Source organism: Pseudomonas sp. MCal1, from assembly GCF_026341415.1.
GTDB lineage: Bacteria > Pseudomonadota > Gammaproteobacteria > Pseudomonadales > Pseudomonadaceae > Aquipseudomonas.
In genome coordinates this window covers 461,229-482,586 of record NZ_JAKUMP010000002.1, presented here as the reverse complement: position 1 = coordinate 482,586, position 21,358 = coordinate 461,229, and the positions used below count along the sequence as shown (strand labels likewise).

The following is a 21,358-nucleotide window of genomic DNA, read 5'->3' as shown; positions in this document are numbered from 1 at the left end:
CTGCCACGCTCAGGCCCGTAAGGTCCTTGGTCCAGATGCCGGTCGATGGGTCCGCTGTGGCGTTGCCCTTGCTGGCGGCGCCGTCGAAGATCTCCACCTGCTCGCCCTTGCTGGCGCTGCCCGTCAGTTTCACGGTTGTGTCGACGGTGGTGCCGCGATCTGGAATCACGGTGCCTTTGGAATCCTGGGCATTGGTGATGGTGGGGGCCACCACCGCAGTCACGGTCAGTGTCCGTGCCCCCGAAGTCTGACCCGCGCCATACAGTGCTTTGGCGGTGAAGCTGTGCGCTGCCACGCTCAGGCCCGTAAGGTCCTTGGTCCAGATGCCGGTCGATGGGTCCGCTGTGGCGTTGTCCTTGCTGGCGGCGCCGTCGAAGATCTCCACCTGCTCGCCCTTGCTGGCGCTGCCCGTCAGTTTCACGGTTGTGTCGACGGTGGTGCCGCGATCTGGAATCACGGTGCCTTTGGAATCCTGGGCATTGGTGATGGTGGGTGGCACCGCCGCCTTCACCGTAAAGGCCCGTATCAGGCTGGAAACCGGGTCCGCTGCATATAGAGCGTGAGCTGTAATGTGATAATCCTTGATCTGGAGGTTGAGCAGGGTCTTGCTCCAGATGCCATCAACCCCAACGTCAACATTGCCGTGCGAGGTGGAGCCATCGAAAATCTCGACCTTCTCATCCCGGGTCGCGGTGCCTTTGATGGTGACCTGCTCAAAGAAGGTTTCGCCGCCCTCTGTAACCTCCCCATTGGCGTCAGTCACATGGGTGATCTTCGGCGTCAGCCAGTCGTACCGGGTTCTGATCGTCAGCGATAATTTCGGGAACTCAATCGCATTGACTTCCTGATTGGTGCCATCAAACGAGACTTTGCAAATCACGTTTGCCGGTGTGGAATGCCCCAGTTTCATCAACTCGCTTCTGAGCAGCACTTCATTCAGCCCGCTGCTGACCTGCGCCGGCGTGATCTCGACGCCATCGAGCATCCGGATGACGTGGTCGCTGCCCGCTGCTGTCTTGCCTTCCAGCCTCAGCCAAATGCGTTGCTTGAGTGCGATGTAATGCCACTTGGATACGAGCGTGTTGGCATCGCCACTGAACGTCATCAGGTCGAGAATCTGGTTGGCTGACTGACGCACTTGTGGGCGAGGCAGATCGTTCTCGGGGTCGTCGAATCCCGTTACTCTCAGGCCCAACGACTCTGATTCTGTCTCGTGGCCATAGCGGCGCACGAAGTACTTCACGTCCACAGTTTTGTTGATATTTGGACCGATAATCGTCAGGGGAAGGTGAAAGTTCACGCTACCACTGCTGTGCCCGGGCAGCTCAAGATCTGTTGATGTACCAGCGCCTGGAGTGCCGATCCAATGTAGGGGAATGATATCGAGGGCCGGATCCATAGTGTCGTAGCTGACGTTGACATCAACACCATTCAGCCCATCCATTGCTTTTAGTATGGCGTTCGGTGCCTGTTTGACTTGTGGCGGTGGCAATTCACCTACGAGCGACCCGATCAGCAGGTCGAGTACGGCGGAGTGACTGTATAAACCTGTGGTCGCGTGCTTTAGCGAGTAACGCACCTTGACGTACTGCCCGATATTGCGCGTGACGTACTCTGCAGGCACTCGAAAACGCAGCGGGTTACCGGCGCTCAGCGCCGTAATGGGCACCCAGTCGCTGATGCTGCCGAACGGATGGGTCGCTTGCCAATACCAGGTCACGATGTCGTCTTTTTGCGTCGGCGGATTTTCGATGAATATGTGGACGACATCGAAGACTTTGGATGGGTCGAGCACATCTGGATTTTTGCCGGCTTCCTCCACCTCGGGCCTGCGCAGTGTCGCGATGACGCCTTGTACCCTGACCAACAGATGCTCTGAATCACTGACGCCGTAGAACTCCGGTTTGTCATTGGACACGGTATACCAAAGATCGAGACGGCCGTTGTCGAGCACGTTGATGTGCTCTGCGCCGACGTCAACAGTGAAAAAGCTTTCTTTTGCCTCGTTGTCACTGACGGCATGAGTGAACTCATGGACATAGGGCTGACCGTTGGACTTTTCACCTATCCAGTGACCGGCGACCAGATCGCCATTGGCAATGGCTGCGTACCCGATTCGCACCGTGGCGTAAGGCCTGTGCGGCTCGAGTATGTCGCCCAGCAACTCGAGAATCGTCGGTGCGTCCGGCATTGAAACGTCACCCACCACGTCGGCAAATTCGCGTTTGGAGGATAGCGGCGGACTTCCGTCCGCTTTCGTCAGCACGTAGGAGGCATCAGCCCGGCCCATGGCGATGGCGCGGACTTGCGCGTACGGCACCTCGAATGGCAAGACACTCGGGATGCTTTCCACCAGTTTGGTTTCGGTGTGAATCAACGGCTTGCCAGTAAAAGGGGTGCCGATCCAGGTCATTTCAATTGAATCTTTCAGCGCGAAATCTGAACCCGCGATAGGGACCTGGACCGTGACGTTCTCCTTATTCAAGTTGATGATGGTGATGATCCCATTAACCGATTCCTTGATGATCGGGGCTTGCAGCCGCCAGGCGCCGGCGTCGACGGCAATCCGAGTGCGTTTGGAGTGTCGGGAAGACCAGTTCCATACTTCATCGTGAGGGTCGTACTTGATTTCCAGCGTCGGGCTGTCGCCACCGGCCAGAATGTCTTCCTGTTTGGCGACGATCACGATGGGGTCCTTGCCCTCTGCCTGAGCTTGTGTAACAAGGTGCGGCGCCAGGGTATGGCTGCCCCAGCGCATCAGAATCGTGTCTCGCAGTGTGATTTCCGGGTAGGCACGAACAGTCAGCGGAACGCCTTTTTTCGCCCACTCGGCGTCGATCACTCCCTGATCGATGATTTCCTGCGGCAGTTGCGCGATGTGCAGTTCGGAGTGCCCGTCGGGTAGATGGGGTTCCCTGTCTCGGCCACCGGGGCTGGTGAGTTTGATCCGAAACAGTGACAACACAGAGGGATCGTCCGGCGCGGTTTCGCCAAACCGGGTCAACTCATAAAAGCATTCATGCAGACCGGGAGAGAACAGCGCTTTGGGCAGATAAAAGAACAGGTGCTTGTCTTTTTCCCCCGCTTCAACCATTCGGGTGAACACCGGGACATCGTCCCAGTAAACAATATTTTTATCTCCTTCCAGCATGTCGAGGTACGCCACAATTACGCACAACACGCCGTTGGCGCTTTCCTCGACCACTGCAATATTGATCCCGCCATCGGCATCCACGACTGGCGCGACTGCGCCGCTGATCTGCATGGGCCGAAGCACCCTTGTAACGGGCTGATTGAGATCGGGAAACAGAAGCAGGCTTTTGGTGGGCATGACGAAACTCCTGAACGAGCACGCAATGGGATCGCAGACGGTTTTTTATTGAACCTGAGGGGAGGAGGGAGAGGTACTGTCAGATCTGACAGGTGAGCGCAGGTTTTCGACCAATGGTCCAGACTCACGGTGTTTCCCCGCCAACAAGCTGGTCTTGCGGATCGAATTCGAACCTGTAGGCGTTATCTGCTGCGTTGAAAGTCAATTGCACCACCGGCAGGTAACCTGCGGTTTGCTCGAAGTAATCCTTCTGAAAGTAACGGGCGCTCGGCTTACCCAAGACACTGGTGTAGAAAAACGCCTGAAGCGGAATTTTTTCCGGAATGTTTTGCGGCCAGTCCGCGATGATGGATTCGTTATGCACCCGTTGATCCTGCGCCGAAAACAATGCACGAACTTGAATGCTTACGGCGAAGGGCGCTTGCTCGCCTTTGAGGCTGCATCCGGCGTAACGATCGGTCAGTGCGTTGAAATGAGTGAGGTATGCCTCAACCGTGGTAATACCTTGCTCATCGCATGGATGACTGGGTAAAGGGGTTCGTGATGATTCATTACAGCTATCGCTTCGATAAAACGTAGCAGCGTCATGTGGCCATGCGCAGCGCAGTGTCAGAGGATAAGCCGCAGGTGCAGACAGCTCCTTGAGGATCAGACCCTGCGGCTTTGACCAGGCCAGAATGGGCAGGTAAATGTCGGCTCGCAAATAGGAAAAAGAAACGCCGTTGCGCTCCACCGACCCGGGACTGGAATTCCACGCATGGTATTCGGGTGTTGCACTGGTCGTGCGTATCAAGACTCCGCTGCATTTGTAGGCGGCTTCGTTGTTTGGGCATGTCATGGTCGTATTGGCGTAGCGGGCATTCAGATTCGCCGCGACCTGATAGCCGATGTACAACTGATCCTGCTGATTGAACCCGAACACCGCATCCGGTTTCCGGCTCAGGTCCATGCGCAGGATCGGCAGCCAGTCGCCGGTGGCGTTGAAATAGTCGCGTTGATCCTTTTGTGCGCCCAGCAATGAGCCACTCTTCGTCACGTCGTAGAACAGGCCTTGCAGTGGCAGTTGCTTCGGAGCCTGGTCGTCCCAGTTCTTTATTTGCAGCAGCGTAGGTTGGACGGACCATTCGGTGCCGATCCGTTGGTGTGCGACCAGGCTGGCGCTGAACTGCGCAGGGTCTTGAGTGCTGAGCGAGCATTGCTTTGCAGGCTGATTGCCCTGTTGTGCAAAGTGCGCAAGCCAGCTCTGGACGTCGGTCGCACCCTGAGTCGTGCAGGAGCTGGCATCCTGAGCTTTGACCGTCGCTGTCCACCCGCAACCGAAATCGGGGCGCGTGCCCTGAACCGCAAACTCGAACGGGTAGGCACACAGCACATCCAGTGCCTTGTCCTGGCCGATGGCCGTGAATTGATCGCTGAACACGGCACCGTATGCTTGCGACAGCGAGCGAGTATCAAGATCGGCGCGCAGGTAATTGAAACCCTCGGCGCCCAGTTGTACGGCGTTTGCCGAGTGTTTCCAGAATACTTGCGTGCCCTCACTGCCGCGCAGCAACACGCCGCTGCAAAAATACGCCGGGTTGTCGCCAGGACACTGGGTTGTGGTGTTCTGGTAGCGCTGGTTGAGCAGATGTGCGGTTTCTGGACCGGTTGCTGCGTGGTTGACACCACTGAACAGCAACAACGCGAGCAGCAGAAACTTGATCCGAGACGTCTTTTGCATGGTGTGCTCCACAAGCTTTCGGTCACCGCGTTCAATCTCTGGAGACACCCAGAACCTGCCAGAACGAGGCGGTGTCCTGGCTGGTGGCGTTGTCATTGACCGAGGAGCCGTTGAGGTCGTACGTCCAGGCGGTGTTGGCGCCCAAGACGTCGGCGGTCCATACCGGGTAGTTCAACCACTCAAGGAAATCCGCGACGGGTCCGCTGTCGGGGAAGTAAAGCGTCCATAGCCGTTTCGTCTGGGCGAGGGTGATCGGTTGCAGCTTTGCAGCGGTGCAGATTCTGGTCATGCCCTCCCAATCCGCACCGGCACTTAGGAAGTGCACCTCCTGAATGCCCTTGACGGTCAGTGGGTACTCTCTGCTCTGGCTCTGGCTGTCGGTCGCGCGGATCCTGCAGGTGCCGTTGCGCAGGGCGGTGATCTCGCCCGATTGTGCATCGGCACTGGCAATCAGCGGATCGGTGCTGTCCCAGGTGTAGGGAGCCTGGCCCCAAGTGGCTTCACGGGTCATGCGCGCCGCCGGGGGAGGGGCAAGCGGTGGCTTGTCGACGGAGACGACGTAGTTGTCATTGCTCAGATCCAGTGTGGCGGCGGCGTCGAAACCCGTCTGCAATTTCAGATCCAGGATGTTCGAACGTTCGCGAGTGCTCTGGTACAGCTGTACTTCGTAGCGAATCCGCACGATGTGATTCTCATCGGCAACAAATTCCCGGGCTTCTACATTGAACTCGACATCTTTGCCGACGGCATTGGCGCTGATGGGCAGGTCATCGGTGTAGGTGTCGCCGACGTACAAGTAAACGTGATCGCGGAACACCATGGGTATCCAGGGTTTTATCCTGACGGTCGCTCCCTTCGGAGGAAGCGTTTGCGGATCCAGAATACCGTTGGGCGCTTCGTCTACAGTTGGCTCCCGCAGATTGTTGTTGGTCTGGCTCATGTCACCCTCTCCTTAATTCAGATAGGCGGCGCTCGGGTGAGCGCCGCACGGCAAGGCATCGTCGAGGGGGTCAGAGGGTATTGAGCCTGGCCAATCGGCTGGCCTTGAGCGCCAGACCGCGGGTGGCCGCATTGGCGTGGTACGACACCTGGCCTTTGAGCCGGTCTTGAGCGGCGCTGCTGTCGCCGCCGGCGAGAGCATTGCCCCAGGTCACGACTTCGCCGTCGGAAGTGAGTGCGGTAAAGGCATGACGGTTGGCGTAGATTGCAGTGACATTTACCAACTTGGTGACGACGGGCGTGGTATCTCCTCCGAGCAATGGGTCTCCCCAGGCCACCACGGTTCCATCTTTGCACACGGCGGCGAACGCTCCAGCGGTGGCGGCCAGTTGAACAAGATCGTCCCTGCCGGCGATCGTGTCAGGTATCAGCCCACCCGAATTAGCCTCGGGCCATCCGACGACGTGACCGCTGTGCCGAAGCGCTGCAAACGCATTCGAACTGGCGACGACTGAGATGATATCCGTCAAGGAGCGGATATCCGCAGGTATTGTCCCGCCATAGGTGGCAGGTCCCCAACCCGCGATTTGTCCGCTCATGAGTATGACGATGAAAGCTTGAGCATTTGCACAGGCAAGCGCCTTGATGTTGGTCAGGCCGGCGACATCGTCGGATACGGTGCCGCCTTTCGCAGTATCGCCCCAGGCGACCACACTGCCGCTTTCCCGAAGTGCAGCGAAAGCGAAGCCATTGCCAATCACGTGTTTGATATCGGTGAGGCTGGCGATCTCTGCAGGAACAACACCGCCATACCCCGCCCCAAGTCCCCAGGCCATCACTTGACCGGTTGCTCTGAGGACGGCGAAAGCATATCCGGCTGGCGCCAGTTCGACTGCATCTCTCAAGGCCAGGATTTCGGCGGACGGGGTCCCGCCTCTCTCAACATTGCCCCAGGCATGGACTGTTCCATTGGTTTTGATGCCTGCAATAGCCACGCTGTTGCCGGCGAGCAGCTTGAAGTCCGTAGGAACCACCGAGCCCATTTCTCCACCCTGACCTGCAGACCCGGGCCAGGCGACAGTGAAGTTGTTGGTACGAATCACCGCATAAGAACTGCCGGAACAAGCAGCCTTGGCAATGTCGGTGAACGTCTGAAAGGTTGGCGGGATTTTCTGGCCATTCAACGGGTTACCCCAGGCTGCCAGATTGTTTTTGTCCCGCAACGCCACGAATGCCCCGTCATCGGCGGGAGTGCCCGGGCCACCGGTGCCAAATACATTCACTCTGTTCAGGGTGACCTGGTCGTCGCTGGTGCGAACTTGCAAGGGGGCATACGGATCGCTATCAACCCAGGTATCCGCTTTTGTCCAGGTGCTGTCGTCGGCGTATTTCCACTCGGCCTGCACGCGTTGCAGGGTCTGTGCATTGAAGGCGGATATGAGCCAGCTGGAACTGCTCTCCCGATAAATCCCCTTGTTGTAGCGGGCTCCCATGACCAGCAACTTGCCGCTGCCGATCACCTTGCGCACATCGTAGACCGTCGGGTTGGAAGGACCATCGGTTCCGCCGGCCTTGCGTTGGATTTCGTAGCTCAAGGCGATGCTTAGCCCGTCGTTGGCGTCGATCACGCTATGCGGCACCTTGATCACGGCCAGCTCTTTGTCGGCCTGCCCGGGTGTCACGGTATGCGGGTACGTGGAAGTGGTTTTCCCCTCTACCTTTACCGTGATTTTATCGTCTGCCTTCAGAAGGGCGGTTGCCGGTATCACCACCGTCGCGCCGTTTGGATAAACATCATCCGGATTCAACTGATCTTTTTGAGGGCCGGTTGCCTCCTTGAACGTGGCGTCTGGCAGTTTGGACTCCGTTGCCTCGACTCTCAGCGGATAATCATCACCGCGGCGCTGGCCACCCTCGAACAGTTCCACGTAATAACTGATCACCACATTCTTGTTCAGGCAGGCCAGCACGGTGGCCCGGTCAACCGGGAACTCGACGGGTTTGCCCTTGTTGTTTCCGCTGATGGATTTGTCGTCCGTGTGCACCGTCACTCCGTCCGTGGTGGCCCACGTCATGTAGAAATGATCGCCAGCGTTTTCTGGCCGGTTTGCGGCAATTCTGACGGTTGCACCGTCCGGGGCATTGGCGGGGTCGAGGATTCCATCGGGGGCTTGCACCACTTCCGCTGGATCCAGCAGTGGTTGCTCTGCCTGGCCTACGACAAAGGTCAGCGGATTGGAGTAGCTGGTGGTATCGGTTTCGAAGCGCCAGATCCTGTAGGACGCAGTAATTTTTTTTCCGCGGTTGGGCTCAATATGCGCAGCTACGAATGCGGCATTCAGTGTGAAATTAACATCCTTGTTGGCCGAGAGTGCATTCAGTGTGATCGTGTCTTCGATCTTGCCGGTGACCTCACCGTCCCAGGTGTACGTCACCTCGTCCTTGGCTTTACTTGGAGTACCTGTGGGTCTTGGTGCGGTCAGTCTGCTGGCGCCTGCGGGCAAGTCGCCGGGTTCCAGTCCACCATTCACTTCTCCCAGAACGATGGGCTTGACCAGTTCAAACTGCGGTTCGCCGACATTGACGGAGGTAGCAGGTCGGGAAAGGCGCCTGATGATTTCGCCGTCCTTGTCCATCAGCAATGTATAGGACGCGACGACTTTTCCGCCTTTGAGGGTGTGAATGTGTTTGCCGTCAATGGGGATGCCAAAACCGTTCGGGTTGTCTACCTCGGACTGGTCCGGGAAATACCATTCATCTTCGAAGCTGGGATCATAGGTAGTGCCATTGGGGCGCGTGCCGAACCATCTGATTTCGATTGCCATACCGACTTCAATGACCGGATTGTGCGGGATTCGCAAAGTGGTACTCGGGAGGTCGTCGGGAATCGCACCATTTTGTGCGTCGTCGAGAATCGGGGCCGCCAGTTGATCGGCTTCGCCCACAATCTGCACGAACTGGCCTTTGGATTGAAGCGGATCGGTGCTGCCATTGCGTTCCAGGCGGTAAGAGAAAGTGGCTTGGGTTTTTGCCAGCTTTCGCGCATCCGAGTTCTCGATTAGCAACTCGTAGGTGTGTGGCAAGTTGTCGATCTCCACTAAGGGAGCCACGGCTTCGATCGGATCGCCCTCTACCGTGGTACCGCGCATCTTCAGTCCGATGTTGTCGCCTAGCTTGAAGTCTGGGGCTCTGGCCACCACTTGAATGATGACCTTGTCGTCACCCAGTTTCTCAAGATCAAGCACGTTGTTGATGGCCTGTTGGACAATAGGGGCGAGCAGAAGATTTGTGCCCACCGAGACTACGATCCGGGTTTCCTTAGACCAGTCGTCTGCGACGTTTTTCACTATGTCCTTCACAATGAAGGCCGCACCAAGGCCCCTTTCATCGCTGTCGCCGGCGAGTTCGATGAGTGCTTTATCCACCACGATTTCGATTGGGTTGTTGTTGGGGTCATTGATCTGCTCGGCGGTCAGCGGTGCGGATTTTTTGGGATAACCGCCCCAGGTAATCTCCGGAATATCGCCGACGGCGGCATTGGGGTAAGGCGGGGCGGTGCCGGACTCGGAACGGATGATGATCGGCACACCCGCCTCTGCTATGTCCTTATCTACGACACCGTTGACGATTTCCGGATCGATATACATATACAACTCAGAGTGGCCAGGGCCTGGCAACGTATCTTGCCCCCCCGGAATCTCGAGTTTTTCGTATATTTTGGTCGGAGGAGTCTGGATTTCCCACGCTTGATTGAGTCGTTTGACTCGGTAATTCAGGGTATGCGAGCCGGTCTGGGCGTGCCGGGGGGCGACGAACAGCGTTACGCGCTGGCCCACCTCGGCGGCTTCCCTGATGGTGGTCTGGGCAACGACATTGCCATCCTTCAACAGTTCGACGTCGTCACCGATGCCCATCTCGGTCCATGGCGAGATGTAAGTCTGCAGTCCTTGTTCGGGGTGTACCCCCATCGCCGCAGCCCGATTGATCCCCCACTCACCGGAAGGCAATGGTTCTGGTTGCTTGTCGGGGATTTCCAGCTCGGCAAGAGCCAGGGTGGCAACTCTTTTCGCAGGTTTTTTCAACATGGCTGACACTCCTGTCGAGGGATGGGCGACGGAGTGATTTAAGGATTGAAATCGATCGCCTGGCTACTGTCAGATCTGACAGGTGCGCAGGTTTTTTCGACGAACGGTTGGTGAGCGCTCAGCGTTTGTGCAGGGTTTTCTGTCGCAGAATGTAGACCGTCACCAACACCGCACTCGTCAACATGAACCCGCGCGCCCACGGCAGCGGCACCAGGTAGCATGAGAACAGAATGCTCGCCCACATCAGCCCGATCGCGTAGACCTTGCCCTTGAGCGGAATGCCGTTGCCATTGAGGTAGTCGCGGATCCATGGCCCGAGCCGGGGATGCTCGACCAGCCATTGATAGAAACGCGGAGAGCTGCGGGCGAAGCAGGCAGCTGCCAGCAGCAGGAAGGGAGTCGTGGGGAGAACAGGCAGGAAGATCCCGATCACCCCCAATGCCACGCTGAGCCAGCCGGTGGCCAGCAGGATGTAGCGCAACATCAGGGGGCGCTTGCCTATGGGGTTGTCCATAGGCCGGATCTTAGTGGTGACGTGGCTTGAGGATCGCCGGTTTTTCGTCAGGTGCCTGGCACAGCAGGTACAGCGCGGTCAGGGCTTCTGGAATCTGCACGATCATGTCGTCCATCAGGTTGGCGTCTTTGGCGATGTCTTCGAATTCAGGCTGTTCGTCGAACAGGCCCGAACCGACCATGATCGGCAGGAGCATTTCGCTGACTTCTTCCTCGGCGGTTTCGAACCAGGCCGCTTCGCGCAGGAACACGCCTTCCATGAAGCCGATGCACCAGCCGCGCAGCTCTGAGTCGTCCGGGTCGTCGCCCAGGTCCAGTTCGCATGGCAGCTCGAATTCTTCATCCGACGCCAGTTGGCGGGCGATGTGAGCTTTCAGGCCGATCAGCGTGGCTTCGATCTCTTCACGCTGGGCTTCGCTGCTGTAATGCGGCTCTTCGGCGAACAGGGCGTCGATCCACTCACGATCCGGCACCACATCGGCGCAGATCGACAAAGCAGTCAGGTAACCGTGAGCGGCCACGTAGTCCAGCGCCTCTTCATGCAGCTCGTCGGCGTCGAGGAAGACTTGCAGGCGGGTTAGTTGCTCGGCGAAGGACATTAAAGGGCTACCTTGGGGAATAAACAATGCGGGAATTCTAGGCCTTCTTGAGCCCTCAAGCCAGCCGCACGGCAGATTTGCCCGCACAAGCTTCTTATCGGCGGTGCCCTTTGCCGGGGAGGGCTCGGGTATACTGCCGCGCTTTGCGATCCCTGCCGGTGTCGCGGCTGAATCCGTACGGCGTCATGCAATGCGCCCTTACGTTTTGTTTAAAGCAGCCTCGGCTGTCTTGAACCAGCCTGTGCAGGGATGTTTCGGTGGATTTTTGGAGTTTTTATGCTCGAACAGGCTCAACGCGTCCTCAAGGACATCTTCGGCTACGACAGTTTCCGTGGCCGTCAGGGTGCAATCATTGAGCGCGTGGCCAGTGGTGGTGATGCCCTTGTCCTGATGCCGACCGGCGGCGGCAAGTCGCTGTGCTTCCAGGTGCCGGCGCTGCTGCGCGACGGCCTGGCGGTGGTGGTGTCGCCGCTGATCGCGCTGATGGACGATCAGGTCGCCACCCTCGAAGAGCTGGGCGTGGCCGCCGCCGCGTTGAACTCCACATTAAGCGCTGAACAACAGCGCGACCTCGCCAACCGGATCAAGCGTGGCGAAGTGAAAATGCTCTATCTGGCGCCGGAGCGTCTGGTGCAGCCGCGGATGCTGTCATTTCTGCAAGGCTTGAACATCGCCCTGTTCGCTATCGACGAAGCGCACTGCGTGTCGCAATGGGGCCACGACTTCCGCCCGGAATACCTGCAACTGGGGCAACTGGCGGAAATGTTCCCCGACGTGCCGCGCATCGCCCTGACTGCCACCGCCGACAAGCGTACCCGGGAAGAAATCGTCACCCGGCTGCATTTGCAGAACGCCGAGCGTTTCCTGTCGAGCTTCGACCGGCCGAACATCTTCTACCGCATCGTGCCCAAGGAGCAGCCGCGCAAGCAGTTGCTGGCGTTCCTCGCCGAGCGGCGCAGCGATGCCGGCATCGTCTACTGCCTGTCGCGCAAGAAGGTCGAAGAGGTGGCCGCGTTTCTCACCGAGCAGGGCTTCCCGGCGCTGCCGTACCACGCCGGTCTGCCCAACGATCTGCGCGCCTATCACCAGAAGCGCTTCCTCAACGAGGAAGGCTTGATCATGGTCGCCACCGTGGCGTTCGGCATGGGTATCGACAAGCCTAACGTGCGCTTCGTCGCTCACCTTGATCTGCCCAAATCCCTTGAAGCCTATTACCAGGAAACCGGGCGCGGAGGCCGTGACGGCCTGCCGGCGGACGCGTGGATGGCCTACGGTCTGCAAGACGTGGTGATGCTCAAGCAGATGCTGCAGAACTCCGAGGGCGACGAACGCCATAAGCGTCTGGAGCAGCACAAACTCGACGCCATGCTCTCGCTCTGCGAAGAAACCCGCTGCCGCCGTCAGGCACTGCTGGCGTATTTCGACGAAGACATGCCCGAGCCATGTGGCCACTGCGACAACTGCATCGACGGCGTGCAGACCTGGGACGCCACCGAGCCTGCGCGTCAGGCGCTGTCGGCGATCTACCGCACCGGGCAGCGTTACGGCGTCGGCCATCTGGTGGACGTGTTGCTGGGCAAAGACAACGAAAAGGTTCGCAGCTTCGGCCATCAGCACCTGTCTGTGTTCGGCGTGGGCAAGGCGCTGGGGGAGAGCGAATGGCGTTCGCTGTTCCGCCAATTGGTCGCCCGTGGCCTGGCGGACGTCGATCATGAAGGCTACGGCGGGCTGCGTTTGAGCGACACCTGCCGGCCGCTGCTCAAGGGCGAAGTGAGCCTGGAGCTGCGCCGCGACCTCAAGCCACAAATCACCGCCAAGAGCGGCAGCAAGAGCCAGGCCAGCCAGCTCGTGCGTGGCGAAGAGCGCGAACAGTGGGAAGCGTTGCGTGCCCTGCGGCGCAAACTGGCGGAAGAACACGGCGTGCCGCCGTACGTCATCTTCCCCGACTCGACCCTGCTGGAAATGCTCCGCAGCCAGCCGACCTCGCTGGCCGACATGGCCCGGGTCAGCGGCGTCGGTGCGCGCAAGCTGGAGCGTTACGGCGAAGCTTTCCTCGAAGTGCTCGGCGGCGAGGCCGAGGCACCGAAAGTCGTGGCCGACGTGCGCCACGAACTGATCACTCTGGCCCGCGCCGGCATGACACCGTTGCAGATTTCCGGTCAGTTGCAGTGCTCGGAAAAAAACGTCTACGCCATGCTCGCCGAAGCCATCGGCAAGCAGCAGTTGTCGCTGGAACAGGCGCTGGATTTGCCGGAAGACCTGATGGGTGAAGTCCAGGACGCATTCCTGGACGGCGAAGGCGAACTGCCGTCCGTCGCCGAAGTGGCCGAGCTGTTTGCCGGTCGTGTACCGGAAGGCGTGCTGTACTGCGTGCGGGCTGCGCTGCAATCGGAGTTTGAAATGTAAGAGGGCGTTTGTGCCAACCCTCATGCGGTTGTAACGATTCAGTACGGGGCGCCTCTTGCCTATAGGCAAATGTCATGCTTAGCTGACTAATAATTAGTTTTTCTCTATTTGTTCAGTCTAATCATGAGTGTTTTATGCCGTTAACCGATCAACACCGTTTTGGCATGCAATTGGCCCAGATGTCCCGAGGCTGGCGTGCCGAACTGGATCGCCGGCTGGCCGGCCTGGGTTTGTCCCAGGCGCGCTGGCTGGTGCTGCTGCATCTGGCGCGTTTCGAAGAGGCGCCGACCCAACGTGAGCTGGCGCAAAGCGTCGGCGTCGAAGGGCCGACCCTGGCCCGTCTGCTCGACAGCCTGGAAAGCCAGGGACTGGTGCAACGCCAGTCTGTAATGGAAGACCGTCGGGCAAAGAAAATCGTGTTGTGCTCACCGGCCCTGCCGCTGATCGAACAGATTGAAACCATCGCCACGCAACTGCGCAAGGAATTGTTCGAGGGTATCGATGAGGCCGACATGAAGGTGTGCATGCGGGTTCACGGGCACATTCTGGCCAACCTGGAAAAGTCTTGAGGCATAACCGCGTGCCGTTTTTTTGAGAGATCGCGCTGGGCGGACTATAAGAACTACTGGGCAATATCGTGTTCGTACCGGATGTGCGAACGCATAGAAGTCGGTTTTGCTTATTTAAGGGATGCTCATGCTCGGAAGTCGGCACGTGGTACTGCGTTGCACCAACTCACTGTTGGTGGCCGGTGTTCTCACCTGGTCCACCGCATCATTGGCGTTGGGGCTCGGTGACATCACCGTGCATTCGGCCCTCAATCAACCACTCAAGGCTGACATCGCCCTGGTGGATGTCGGGGCCGTCAGCGAAAGCGATCTGGCGATCCGTCTGGCCTCGGCGGACGAGTTTGGCCGCGCCGGTATCGAACGCGTGTTCTTTCTCAATGACCTCAAGTTCACCCCGATTCTGCGCGGCAATCGCAACATGATCCGGGTGACCTCCAGTAAACCGGTCAATGAACCCTTTCTGAATTTCCTGGTGCAACTCGATCAGCCCAATGGGCACCTGCTGCGCGAATACACCGTGCTGATCGACCCGCCGGGCTCACCGGGAATAGTCCCGGCCACCGACGAGCCGACTGCGCGTGCGCAATCGTCGGAATTCCCGACCCCCGAGGCTCCCTCCGCAACGACGCCGGCCAAACCTGCTGCACCCGTGCAGCCACCGGCCCCGGTCGCTGACGCGCAGGCCGAGCAATTGGCGGCGAGCCTTGTGCAGAACCAGCAACTGCAAAAAACCATCGATGAATTGAACGTGAAGCTTCAGGCCCAGGCAGTGCTGATCGCTGACGGCAAGAAACAGCTCGGCGAGCTGCAGGCCCGTCTGATTGAAGTGCAACAGGCACCACCGGCACCCGCAACACCCGTGGCGCCTGTGCCGGCGCCGGTCATTGCCCCGGTCGAGTCTCAGGAGGATTTACTCAACTGGCCGCTGCTCGGCGGATTGTTGCTGGTCCTGGGATTATCGGTGGCAGGGCTGTACGTGCGCCGGCAACGCCAGCAGGCGCAAGGGACTGCTGCGCCGTTGCCGTTCCTGCCGGTACGAAACGAACTCCCGGTCGACGACACCGAAGCGATGCAGCCGAGTGCCGTGCACAGTGCGGTCGAACATCGCGAAGACCACGCCAACGGCGATGTGCTGGAAGCGGTCGGCATTTATCTGGCCTACGGTCGCTTGAGCGAGGCTGCCGGTTTATTGCGTGATGCATTGCAGCGGGAGCCGGAGCGCATTGACCTCGGCGTGCAGTTGCTCGAAGTGCTGGGGCGGCAAGGCGACTCGCCGGCCTATGACGAGCAGGAAGCCCGTCTGCGTCAGCTCGGGGTCGAGGATCAGCGCTTGCAGGAGATTCGCGCCCGCTACCCGAAACTGGTCAGCGCCGCACCTTTGGTGGCGGCGGCCCCGGTGATTGCCGAGCTGCCGATCGAATCCTCCGGGCCTGTCGAACCGGTAGTCGAAGACAATTTCGAACTGAATCTGGACCAGCTCTCGATGGCCTCCAGTTGGGATCTTGAGGAAACTCGCCCGGCCAGCGCCGAACCTGAGCAGGCTCCATCGACGCTGGGCTCCGATCTGCAGGTATTGCCACAGGATTTCGAGCTGCCGGAAACCCTGGCCGACGATGCCGAAACCGCTGAACTGGAATGGATCGTCGAACCAGAAACGCAGCCGCTGGACGAGGACTTTCTTAACGAGTTTGGCGATCCCGGCCCAGCGCTCTCACTGGAGCCACTGGAACTGCAAGCCCCGGAACCCGAACCCTCGGACGCCGAGAACGCCGGCAAACTCGAACAGGCCCAGACCTGCATCGATGACGGCGATATCGATAGCGCCATTGCCTTGCTCAATGAACTGCTCAAAGAGGCTGACGAACCTCTCAAGCAAACGGCGCGCACGCTGTTGGCCGGGATTCGCTGACGACGGTCAGAACGTCTGCCCGAGGTTCAGGTACACCGCCTGCTCATCCGCATCGTTCAGGCCATAGCTGAAATTCAGCGGCCCCAGCGGCGTATCGAAACCGATGAACACGCTGGCGGCGTTGATGTAGCCGCTGTCGAACTCATTGTCGTTGTTCCACGCCCGGCCGCGTTCCAGTGACGCACCGGCGTACAACGGGAAGTCCAGCGGCAGGTACGAGCGTGGGGTGAGGCGGCGGTAGTACACCGCGCGCATCAGACTAACGTTTTGCCCGGAGATCGCATCCTCGCGGAAACCCGACAATTGCCGGGCGCCGCCGAGCAGGAAACTGGAGGTCACCACGTTGGCATCGTCCAGCGTGCGACCGTAACGACCGCCCAGGATCAGCGTGTCCGGGCCGCTGCTCATGGCCTTGTCCAGTTTGAACTCCCACTGCCGGTAGCGTGTGTCGGAACCCAGGCTCGGTTCGAACTGCACCAGCGTCAGGCCGATGTCTTCGCCTTCGTGGGGGTAGTAGACGTTGTCCAGCGAGTCGAACGAGTACTTCAGCGCATAGAACCCTTCGTTGAAGTTTTCGCTCGGCAGATCCTGATCGCCGATCCGCACATCCGCCTTGCCCCAGGCCTCGCCGACGCCGAAGCGCACTTCGCCGCTGTTGCCGATCTGCCGGCCAACGTTGAGGCCGAAGCCGTAGCGCTCGACGCGATACTGGGCGATCGGATCGTTGTCCAGAACCGAGTCGACGTTTTGCGCGGCGAACGACGCATAAGGCGCCACGAAATAGCGAGAGCCCACATCCAGCGGCTGATAGAACTCGCTGTACAACTCTTGTTTATCGCCGATTTGTGCTCGAGTCAGCCATTCCGCGCCGAGGCGGTTGATGCCGTTCATTCGGTAACTGGCGCCGAGGTTGAAGGCGCTGTCGCCGCGCATGTCATCCGACAGATTGAGGCCGACCCGCAGGTAATCGGTGCCGGTACGTTTGCCCCGCGCGCTGATCACCAGCGTGTGATCCGCGCCCTTGTGGACCACGCGGTATTGCACCTGCTCGAAGTAGTCGAGGCCATACAGCGTGCCCATGTCGGTTTGCAGACGCCCCAGGTCCAGCGGCTCGCCGATGTGCTGGCGGATGTAGTAGCGGATCACGTCGTCGCCGACTTTCGAGTCGTTCTCGACCTTGATTGCGGTAATGATCGGCGTGCGCTGGCCCGGCGCGCGGGCGGCATTGAGTTCGGCGTCCTGCGACTGCACGGGTTTGAGGCGGGCGAGGCGTACGTCCAGAGCCTTGGTCGCGCGGTAGCCGGCGTCGATCATCTCCTGGCCCCGACCGAAGTCGGTGGCGCCGAAACTGGCCAGCGGCGGCTGGATCAGCACGTCATCGGGATGCAGGGTCGCCAGTTGCTCTTCGGAGTTGCGCCGGGTCATCAGGGTGATCGACTGGTTCAGCACATCGACCACGGTCACCAGTTGCTTGCGGTTGCGCAGCGGGGTACCGATGTCGACCACGATAGCCACGTCGACGCCCATTTCCCGGGCCACGTCGAGGGGGATGTTGTCGGTCATGCCGCCATCCACCAGCAGGCGGCCGTCGAGTTCGACCGGGGCGAACACCGCCGGGATCGACATGCTGGCGCGGATCACCTGGGGCAGGTGACCTTTGCGGAACACCACTTTTTCGCCGTTGGCGATGTCGGTGGTCACGGCGCGGAACGGGATCGGCAGCTTGTCGAAATCCCGGGTGTCGCTGGTGTGGGCCAAGAGGCTTTCCAGCAGTAGCGCAAGGTTCTGGCCCTGAATCACGCCCAATGGCAGGCCGAGGCTGCCGTCGTCGCGAAAGCTCAGTTTCTGTTTCACCAGAAAGTCGCGGTCATCCTGCTTGCGCCGGAACGGTACGTCTTCCCGGGGCGGGGCGTCGGACAGTGCCTGCTGCCAGTCGATGGTCAGGGCGAGTTTTTCCAGTTCGTCGATCTTGTAGCCCGAGGCGTACAGGCCGCCGACCACCGCGCCCATGCTGGTGCCGGCAATCGCATCGATCTTGATGCCTTGTTCTTCCAGGGCCTTGAGCACACCGATGTGCGCCAGGCCACGGGCCGCGCCGCCGGACAGCACCAGGCCGACTTTCGGGCGTGTTGCCTCACTGGCATGAACGAACAGGGGAAGGAAACCAAGCAGCAGGCAGATCAGAAGACGACGCATCGTGAGTCTCGGGGCGAGCGATAAAGCCGGCTATTATAGCGGCGCCCCTCTGGCTCAGGAGTTTCAGCGCATGACCGACACAAAACCGGAAATCGTCATTACCTATTGCACTCAATGCCAGTGGCTGTTGCGCGCCGCGTGGCTGGCGCAAGAACTGCTCAGCACCTTTGGCGATGATCTCGGCAAAGTGTCGCTGGTGCCGGGCACCGGCGGGATATTCCACATTACCTGCAACGACGTGCAGATCTGGGAACGCAAGGCCGACGGCGGTTTCCCGGAGGCCAAGGTGCTCAAGCAGCGGGTGCGCGACCAGATCGACCCTGATCGCGACTTGGGCCACAACGATCGTACTCAGTGAGAGGTCGCCTCGGCCTCGACGGTTTTCTTGTCGTTGCTGCCTGACATCCGGCTCGACACCACGATGGCAACGATGATCAACGCGCCGCCGATCAACATGCGCAGGGTCGGATTTTCATCGAACAGCAGCCAGGCCACGGTAATTCCGTACACCGGCTCCATGGCGAACACCACCGCGGCCGTGCGGGCCTTGATTACCGCGAGGCTGGCGACAAACAGGCTGTGGGCAACGCCGGTGCAGAACACCCCGAGCAGACCGATCCACACCCAGTCGATGGCGCGCACTTGGCTCAGTTGCGGCGCCGCGACCGGCAGCAGACACAGCGCCACCACCACGTTCTGACACAACGCCGCCTGCACCGCCGGGATACGTCCGGAGCTGGCGCGGTTGGTCAGGGACAGCAGGGAAAACAGCAGGCCGGACAGGATTGCCCAGAGCAGGCCGGTAGTCGCGCCGCTGGCCAGATCGAATGCCGGCGTCACCAGCACCAGCCCGACACTGACCAGCGCCACCAGAATGATTTCATTGGCGCGGATGCGCTCGCGGAAGATCAGCCCTTCGAGGATCACCGTGAAGGCCGGGAAACTGGCGAAACCCAGGGTCGCGATGGCGACGCCCGCGACCTTGACCGCAATGAAGAAACTTACCCAATGGCCGGCCAGCAGCACGCCGCTCAGGGCCAGTCGTCGCCAGTCGACGGCCTGCAATTTCTGCCAGCCGCCCTGTTGGGCGAAACGGGCGAAAAAGGCCAGGGCCAGCACGGCGAACGCGGCGCGTCCGAACACGATGACCGCGGGCGTTGCGGCTGCGAGTTTGCCGAAGACGCCGGTCAGGCCGAACATCAGTGCGCCGATATGCAGGGCGCCCAGGGCGGTACGGGGAGTCATTGCAGTCCTTTTTCAAACACCATTACAGGCACACATTGAAGCGTGTCCCGACGGGAAAGTCTGTCGGCAGGCTATCGACTTTTGTCGTCAGCCTCGCGCCGCAATTGTGTAGGAGAGATACCAAATTCACGCAGGACGGCGGCCGAAAACGCACTTTGCGAGTTGTAGCCGACTCGGCAGGCCACTTCACCGACGGGCAGCGTGGTGTTGCGCAACAGCGCGACGGCTTTGTGCAGGCGTCGGCTGCGAATGTAGTCCATCGGTGTTTGCCCGCATTCGGCGACGAACCGCGCATGCAGCCGGGCGCTGGATAACCCGGCGACGCGCGCCAGATCCGCGACTTGCAGCGGATAAGCCGCGTACTGCTCGATGTGCGCATCGAGTGCCGCAAAGGGCAGGCGGCGCGCGGTGATCTCGGTGGGTGGCACGTGGTTCAGGCTTGCCAGCAGCAACACCGCGCCCTGTTGCGCAATCAACGGATCGTCCACCGGGCTGTTCGCCAGCCAGTTGACCAATTGACCTTGCCCCGCGTCCAGCGACAAACGGGCGGCGTTGTCCAGCAGTCGGCGGCTGGCATCGGCGTGATCGCCCAGTGAGCGTGTCAGCCATTGTTCGTCGGGCACATCCAGTACCAGACAGCGGCTGCCCTTGGGGCTGCCGCACGCGTGATGCGCACCGGCGGGGATCACCACGAAGCTCTGCTGCATTACCTGACTGCCACGCCCTGCGACTTCGAAATCCAGCGCGCCGGACAGGCCGAACACCAGTTGCGCGTGGTTGTGGCTGTGGGCGATCAGGTCGTGGCTGTAATGGCGCAGGGTCAGGATCGGTTGCATGGTGGTCTCCGGGCGAGCCGCCAGTCTACACCGGCACAGGGGCGGCGCGTTTGTCACACGACTGACGCATGCTTGTCATGGTCGATTAACCGGGCGCGCGCACAGTGGCGAAAACATCGCAGAGGGTTGCCCATGACCAGCGCCGAGCTCGCCAGACCCAGCCGTAAACAACGGGTTCGCACCCTGTGGATCTCTGACGTGCACCTGGGCACGCGGGATTGCCAGGCCGAGCATCTGTCGCAATTTCTCAAGGGCTATCACGCCGACAAGATCTACCTGGTGGGTGACATCATCGACGGCTGGAAGCTGCGCGGTGGCATGTACTGGCCGCAGGCGCACACCAATGTGATCCGCCGTTTGCTGACCATGAGCAAACGCGGCACCGAGGTGATTTACGTCACCGGTAACCACGACGAATTCCTGCGCCGCTATTCAAAACTGATTCTGGGCAATATCCAGTTGGTCGACGAGGCGGTGCACGTCACGGCTGATGGCCGGCATCTGCTGGTGATTCACGGCGACCAGTTCGACGTGATCACCCGCTATCACCGCTGGCTCGCGTTTCTCGGCGATTCGGCCTACGAATTCACCCTGACCCTCAACCGCTGGCTCAATCATTGGCGGGCGAAATACGGTTACGGCTACTGGTCGCTGTCAGCCTATCTCAAGCACAAGGTGAAGACGGCGGTGAGCTTCATCAGCGACTTCGAAGAAGCCATCGCCCACGAATGCGTGAAGCGCGAATTGCACGGCGTGGTCTGCGGGCACATTCACCACGCCGAGATCCGCAAGGTCGGCGAGGTGGATTACCTCAACTGTGGCGATTGGGTGGAGTCCTGCACGGCGCTGATCGAGCACTGGGACGGCACGATCGAACTGTATCGCCTGGCTGATGCACAGGCGCGGGAAGCCGAATTGAAAGCCGCGAAGGTTGCCGAGCTGGCCTGAGCGACGGCCCCTGTGGGAGCGAGCTTGCTCGCGAATGCAGTACATCAGACAAAGCAGTATTG

14 protein-coding genes are annotated in these 21,358 nt (G+C 59.9%); 5 read left to right on the top strand and 9 right to left on the bottom strand.

Features of this window, described 5'->3' with window-relative positions; genetic code table 11:
• From MKZ87_RS05495 to MKZ87_RS05470, 6 genes are all read right to left on the bottom strand, one after another.
• A partial coding sequence (locus MKZ87_RS05495; RefSeq protein ID WP_266200385.1) for an Ig-like domain repeat protein occupies positions 1 to 3,331 on the bottom strand: 3,331 nt, incomplete at its 3' end.
• A 124-nt stretch (positions 3,332 to 3,455) separates the two neighbouring features.
• Entirely contained in the window at positions 3,456 to 5,051 is a 1,596-nt protein-coding gene (locus MKZ87_RS05490) for a hypothetical protein (protein ID WP_266200384.1), read from the bottom strand.
• Positions 5,052 to 5,082: 31 nt separating this feature from the next.
• A complete protein-coding gene (locus tag MKZ87_RS05485) occupies positions 5,083 to 5,991 on the bottom strand; it encodes a hypothetical protein (RefSeq protein ID WP_085699581.1) in 909 nt (302 codons plus the stop codon).
• A gap of 70 nt (positions 5,992 to 6,061) precedes the next feature.
• Complete coding sequence (locus MKZ87_RS05480) at positions 6,062 to 10,075, bottom strand: RCC1 domain-containing protein (protein WP_266200383.1); 4,014 nt, start codon at positions 10,073 to 10,075, stop codon at positions 6,062 to 6,064.
• Between the two features lie 118 nt (positions 10,076 to 10,193).
• The gene (locus MKZ87_RS05475) at positions 10,194 to 10,589 is read right to left on the bottom strand and encodes a YbaN family protein (protein WP_227234804.1); all 396 of its coding nucleotides are present in this window, start codon (positions 10,587 to 10,589) and stop codon (positions 10,194 to 10,196) included.
• A gap of 10 nt (positions 10,590 to 10,599) precedes the next feature.
• The gene (locus MKZ87_RS05470; RefSeq protein ID WP_007958400.1) at positions 10,600 to 11,187 is read right to left on the bottom strand and encodes a YecA family protein; all 588 of its coding nucleotides are present in this window, start codon (positions 11,185 to 11,187) and stop codon (positions 10,600 to 10,602) included.
• A 276-nt stretch (positions 11,188 to 11,463) separates the two neighbouring features.
• On the opposite strand from MKZ87_RS05470, the gene recQ reads away from it, so the two are divergent.
• The 3 genes from recQ (at position 11,464) to MKZ87_RS05455 (ending at position 16,071) form a co-directional block, all read left to right on the top strand.
• The gene (gene recQ / locus MKZ87_RS05465; RefSeq protein WP_085703315.1) at positions 11,464 to 13,593 is read left to right on the top strand and encodes a DNA helicase RecQ; all 2,130 of its coding nucleotides are present in this window, start codon (positions 11,464 to 11,466) and stop codon (positions 13,591 to 13,593) included.
• A 134-nt stretch (positions 13,594 to 13,727) separates the two neighbouring features.
• On the top strand, positions 13,728 to 14,162 hold the full coding sequence (locus MKZ87_RS05460) for a MarR family transcriptional regulator (RefSeq protein ID WP_085683049.1): 435 nt from the start codon (positions 13,728 to 13,730) through the stop codon (positions 14,160 to 14,162).
• A gap of 127 nt (positions 14,163 to 14,289) precedes the next feature.
• Complete coding sequence (locus tag MKZ87_RS05455; RefSeq protein ID WP_266200382.1) at positions 14,290 to 16,071, top strand: FimV family protein; 1,782 nt, start codon at positions 14,290 to 14,292, stop codon at positions 16,069 to 16,071.
• A gap of 6 nt (positions 16,072 to 16,077) precedes the next feature.
• On the opposite strand, the gene MKZ87_RS05450 is transcribed toward MKZ87_RS05455, so the two are convergent.
• Positions 16,078 to 18,267 (bottom strand): patatin-like phospholipase family protein, encoded by a 2,190-nt coding sequence (locus MKZ87_RS05450; RefSeq protein ID WP_085703316.1) that lies wholly within the window; start codon positions 18,265 to 18,267, stop codon positions 16,078 to 16,080.
• A gap of 70 nt (positions 18,268 to 18,337) precedes the next feature.
• On the opposite strand from MKZ87_RS05450, the gene MKZ87_RS05445 reads away from it, so the two are divergent.
• Complete coding sequence (locus MKZ87_RS05445; RefSeq protein ID WP_085699568.1) at positions 18,338 to 18,625, top strand: SelT/SelW/SelH family protein; 288 nt, start codon at positions 18,338 to 18,340, stop codon at positions 18,623 to 18,625.
• Here the strand turns inward: MKZ87_RS05445 and MKZ87_RS05440 are convergent.
• On the bottom strand, positions 18,619 to 19,512 hold the full coding sequence (locus MKZ87_RS05440; RefSeq protein WP_266200381.1) for a DMT family transporter: 894 nt from the start codon (positions 19,510 to 19,512) through the stop codon (positions 18,619 to 18,621). The genes MKZ87_RS05445 and MKZ87_RS05440 overlap by 7 nt on opposite strands.
• A gap of 71 nt (positions 19,513 to 19,583) precedes the next feature.
• Positions 19,584 to 20,348 carry a helix-turn-helix transcriptional regulator gene (locus MKZ87_RS05435; RefSeq protein ID WP_085699563.1) on the bottom strand — a complete coding sequence of 255 codons (765 nt, stop codon included), beginning with the start codon at positions 20,346 to 20,348 and terminating at the stop codon, positions 19,584 to 19,586.
• 132 nt (positions 20,349 to 20,480) lie between these two features.
• Here MKZ87_RS05435 and MKZ87_RS05430 point away from each other — a divergent pair, with 132 nt between their 5' ends.
• Positions 20,481 to 21,296, top strand: coding sequence for a UDP-2,3-diacylglucosamine diphosphatase (locus MKZ87_RS05430; RefSeq protein ID WP_007958385.1), 816 nt, complete (start codon positions 20,481 to 20,483; stop codon positions 21,294 to 21,296).
• Positions 21,297 to 21,358: the final 62 nt, after the last annotated feature.

Bases quoted from the DNA above. Each gene is read 5' to 3' on its own strand.
- MKZ87_RS05455 (WP_266200382.1), top strand. From the start codon at position 14,290: ATGCTCGGAAGTCGGCACGTGGTACTGCGTTGCACCAACTCACTGTTG.
- MKZ87_RS05485 (WP_085699581.1), bottom strand. From the start codon at position 5,991: ATGAGCCAGACCAACAACAATCTGCGGGAGCCAACTGTAGACGAAGCG.
- MKZ87_RS05445 (WP_085699568.1), top strand. From the start codon at position 18,338: ATGACCGACACAAAACCGGAAATCGTCATTACCTATTGCACTCAATGC.
- MKZ87_RS05475 (WP_227234804.1), bottom strand. From the start codon at position 10,589: ATGGACAACCCCATAGGCAAGCGCCCCCTGATGTTGCGCTACATCCTG.
- MKZ87_RS05430 (WP_007958385.1), top strand. From the start codon at position 20,481: ATGACCAGCGCCGAGCTCGCCAGACCCAGCCGTAAACAACGGGTTCGC.
- MKZ87_RS05460 (WP_085683049.1), top strand. From the start codon at position 13,728: ATGCCGTTAACCGATCAACACCGTTTTGGCATGCAATTGGCCCAGATG.
- MKZ87_RS05470 (WP_007958400.1), bottom strand. From the start codon at position 11,187: ATGTCCTTCGCCGAGCAACTAACCCGCCTGCAAGTCTTCCTCGACGCC.
- MKZ87_RS05490 (WP_266200384.1), bottom strand. From the start codon at position 5,051: ATGCAAAAGACGTCTCGGATCAAGTTTCTGCTGCTCGCGTTGTTGCTG.
- MKZ87_RS05450 (WP_085703316.1), bottom strand. From the start codon at position 18,267: ATGCGTCGTCTTCTGATCTGCCTGCTGCTTGGTTTCCTTCCCCTGTTC.
- MKZ87_RS05440 (WP_266200381.1), bottom strand. From the start codon at position 19,512: ATGACTCCCCGTACCGCCCTGGGCGCCCTGCATATCGGCGCACTGATG.
- MKZ87_RS05480 (WP_266200383.1), bottom strand. From the start codon at position 10,075: ATGTTGAAAAAACCTGCGAAAAGAGTTGCCACCCTGGCTCTTGCCGAG.
- MKZ87_RS05435 (WP_085699563.1), bottom strand. From the start codon at position 20,348: ATGCAACCGATCCTGACCCTGCGCCATTACAGCCACGACCTGATCGCC.
- recQ (WP_085703315.1), top strand. From the start codon at position 11,464: ATGCTCGAACAGGCTCAACGCGTCCTCAAGGACATCTTCGGCTACGAC.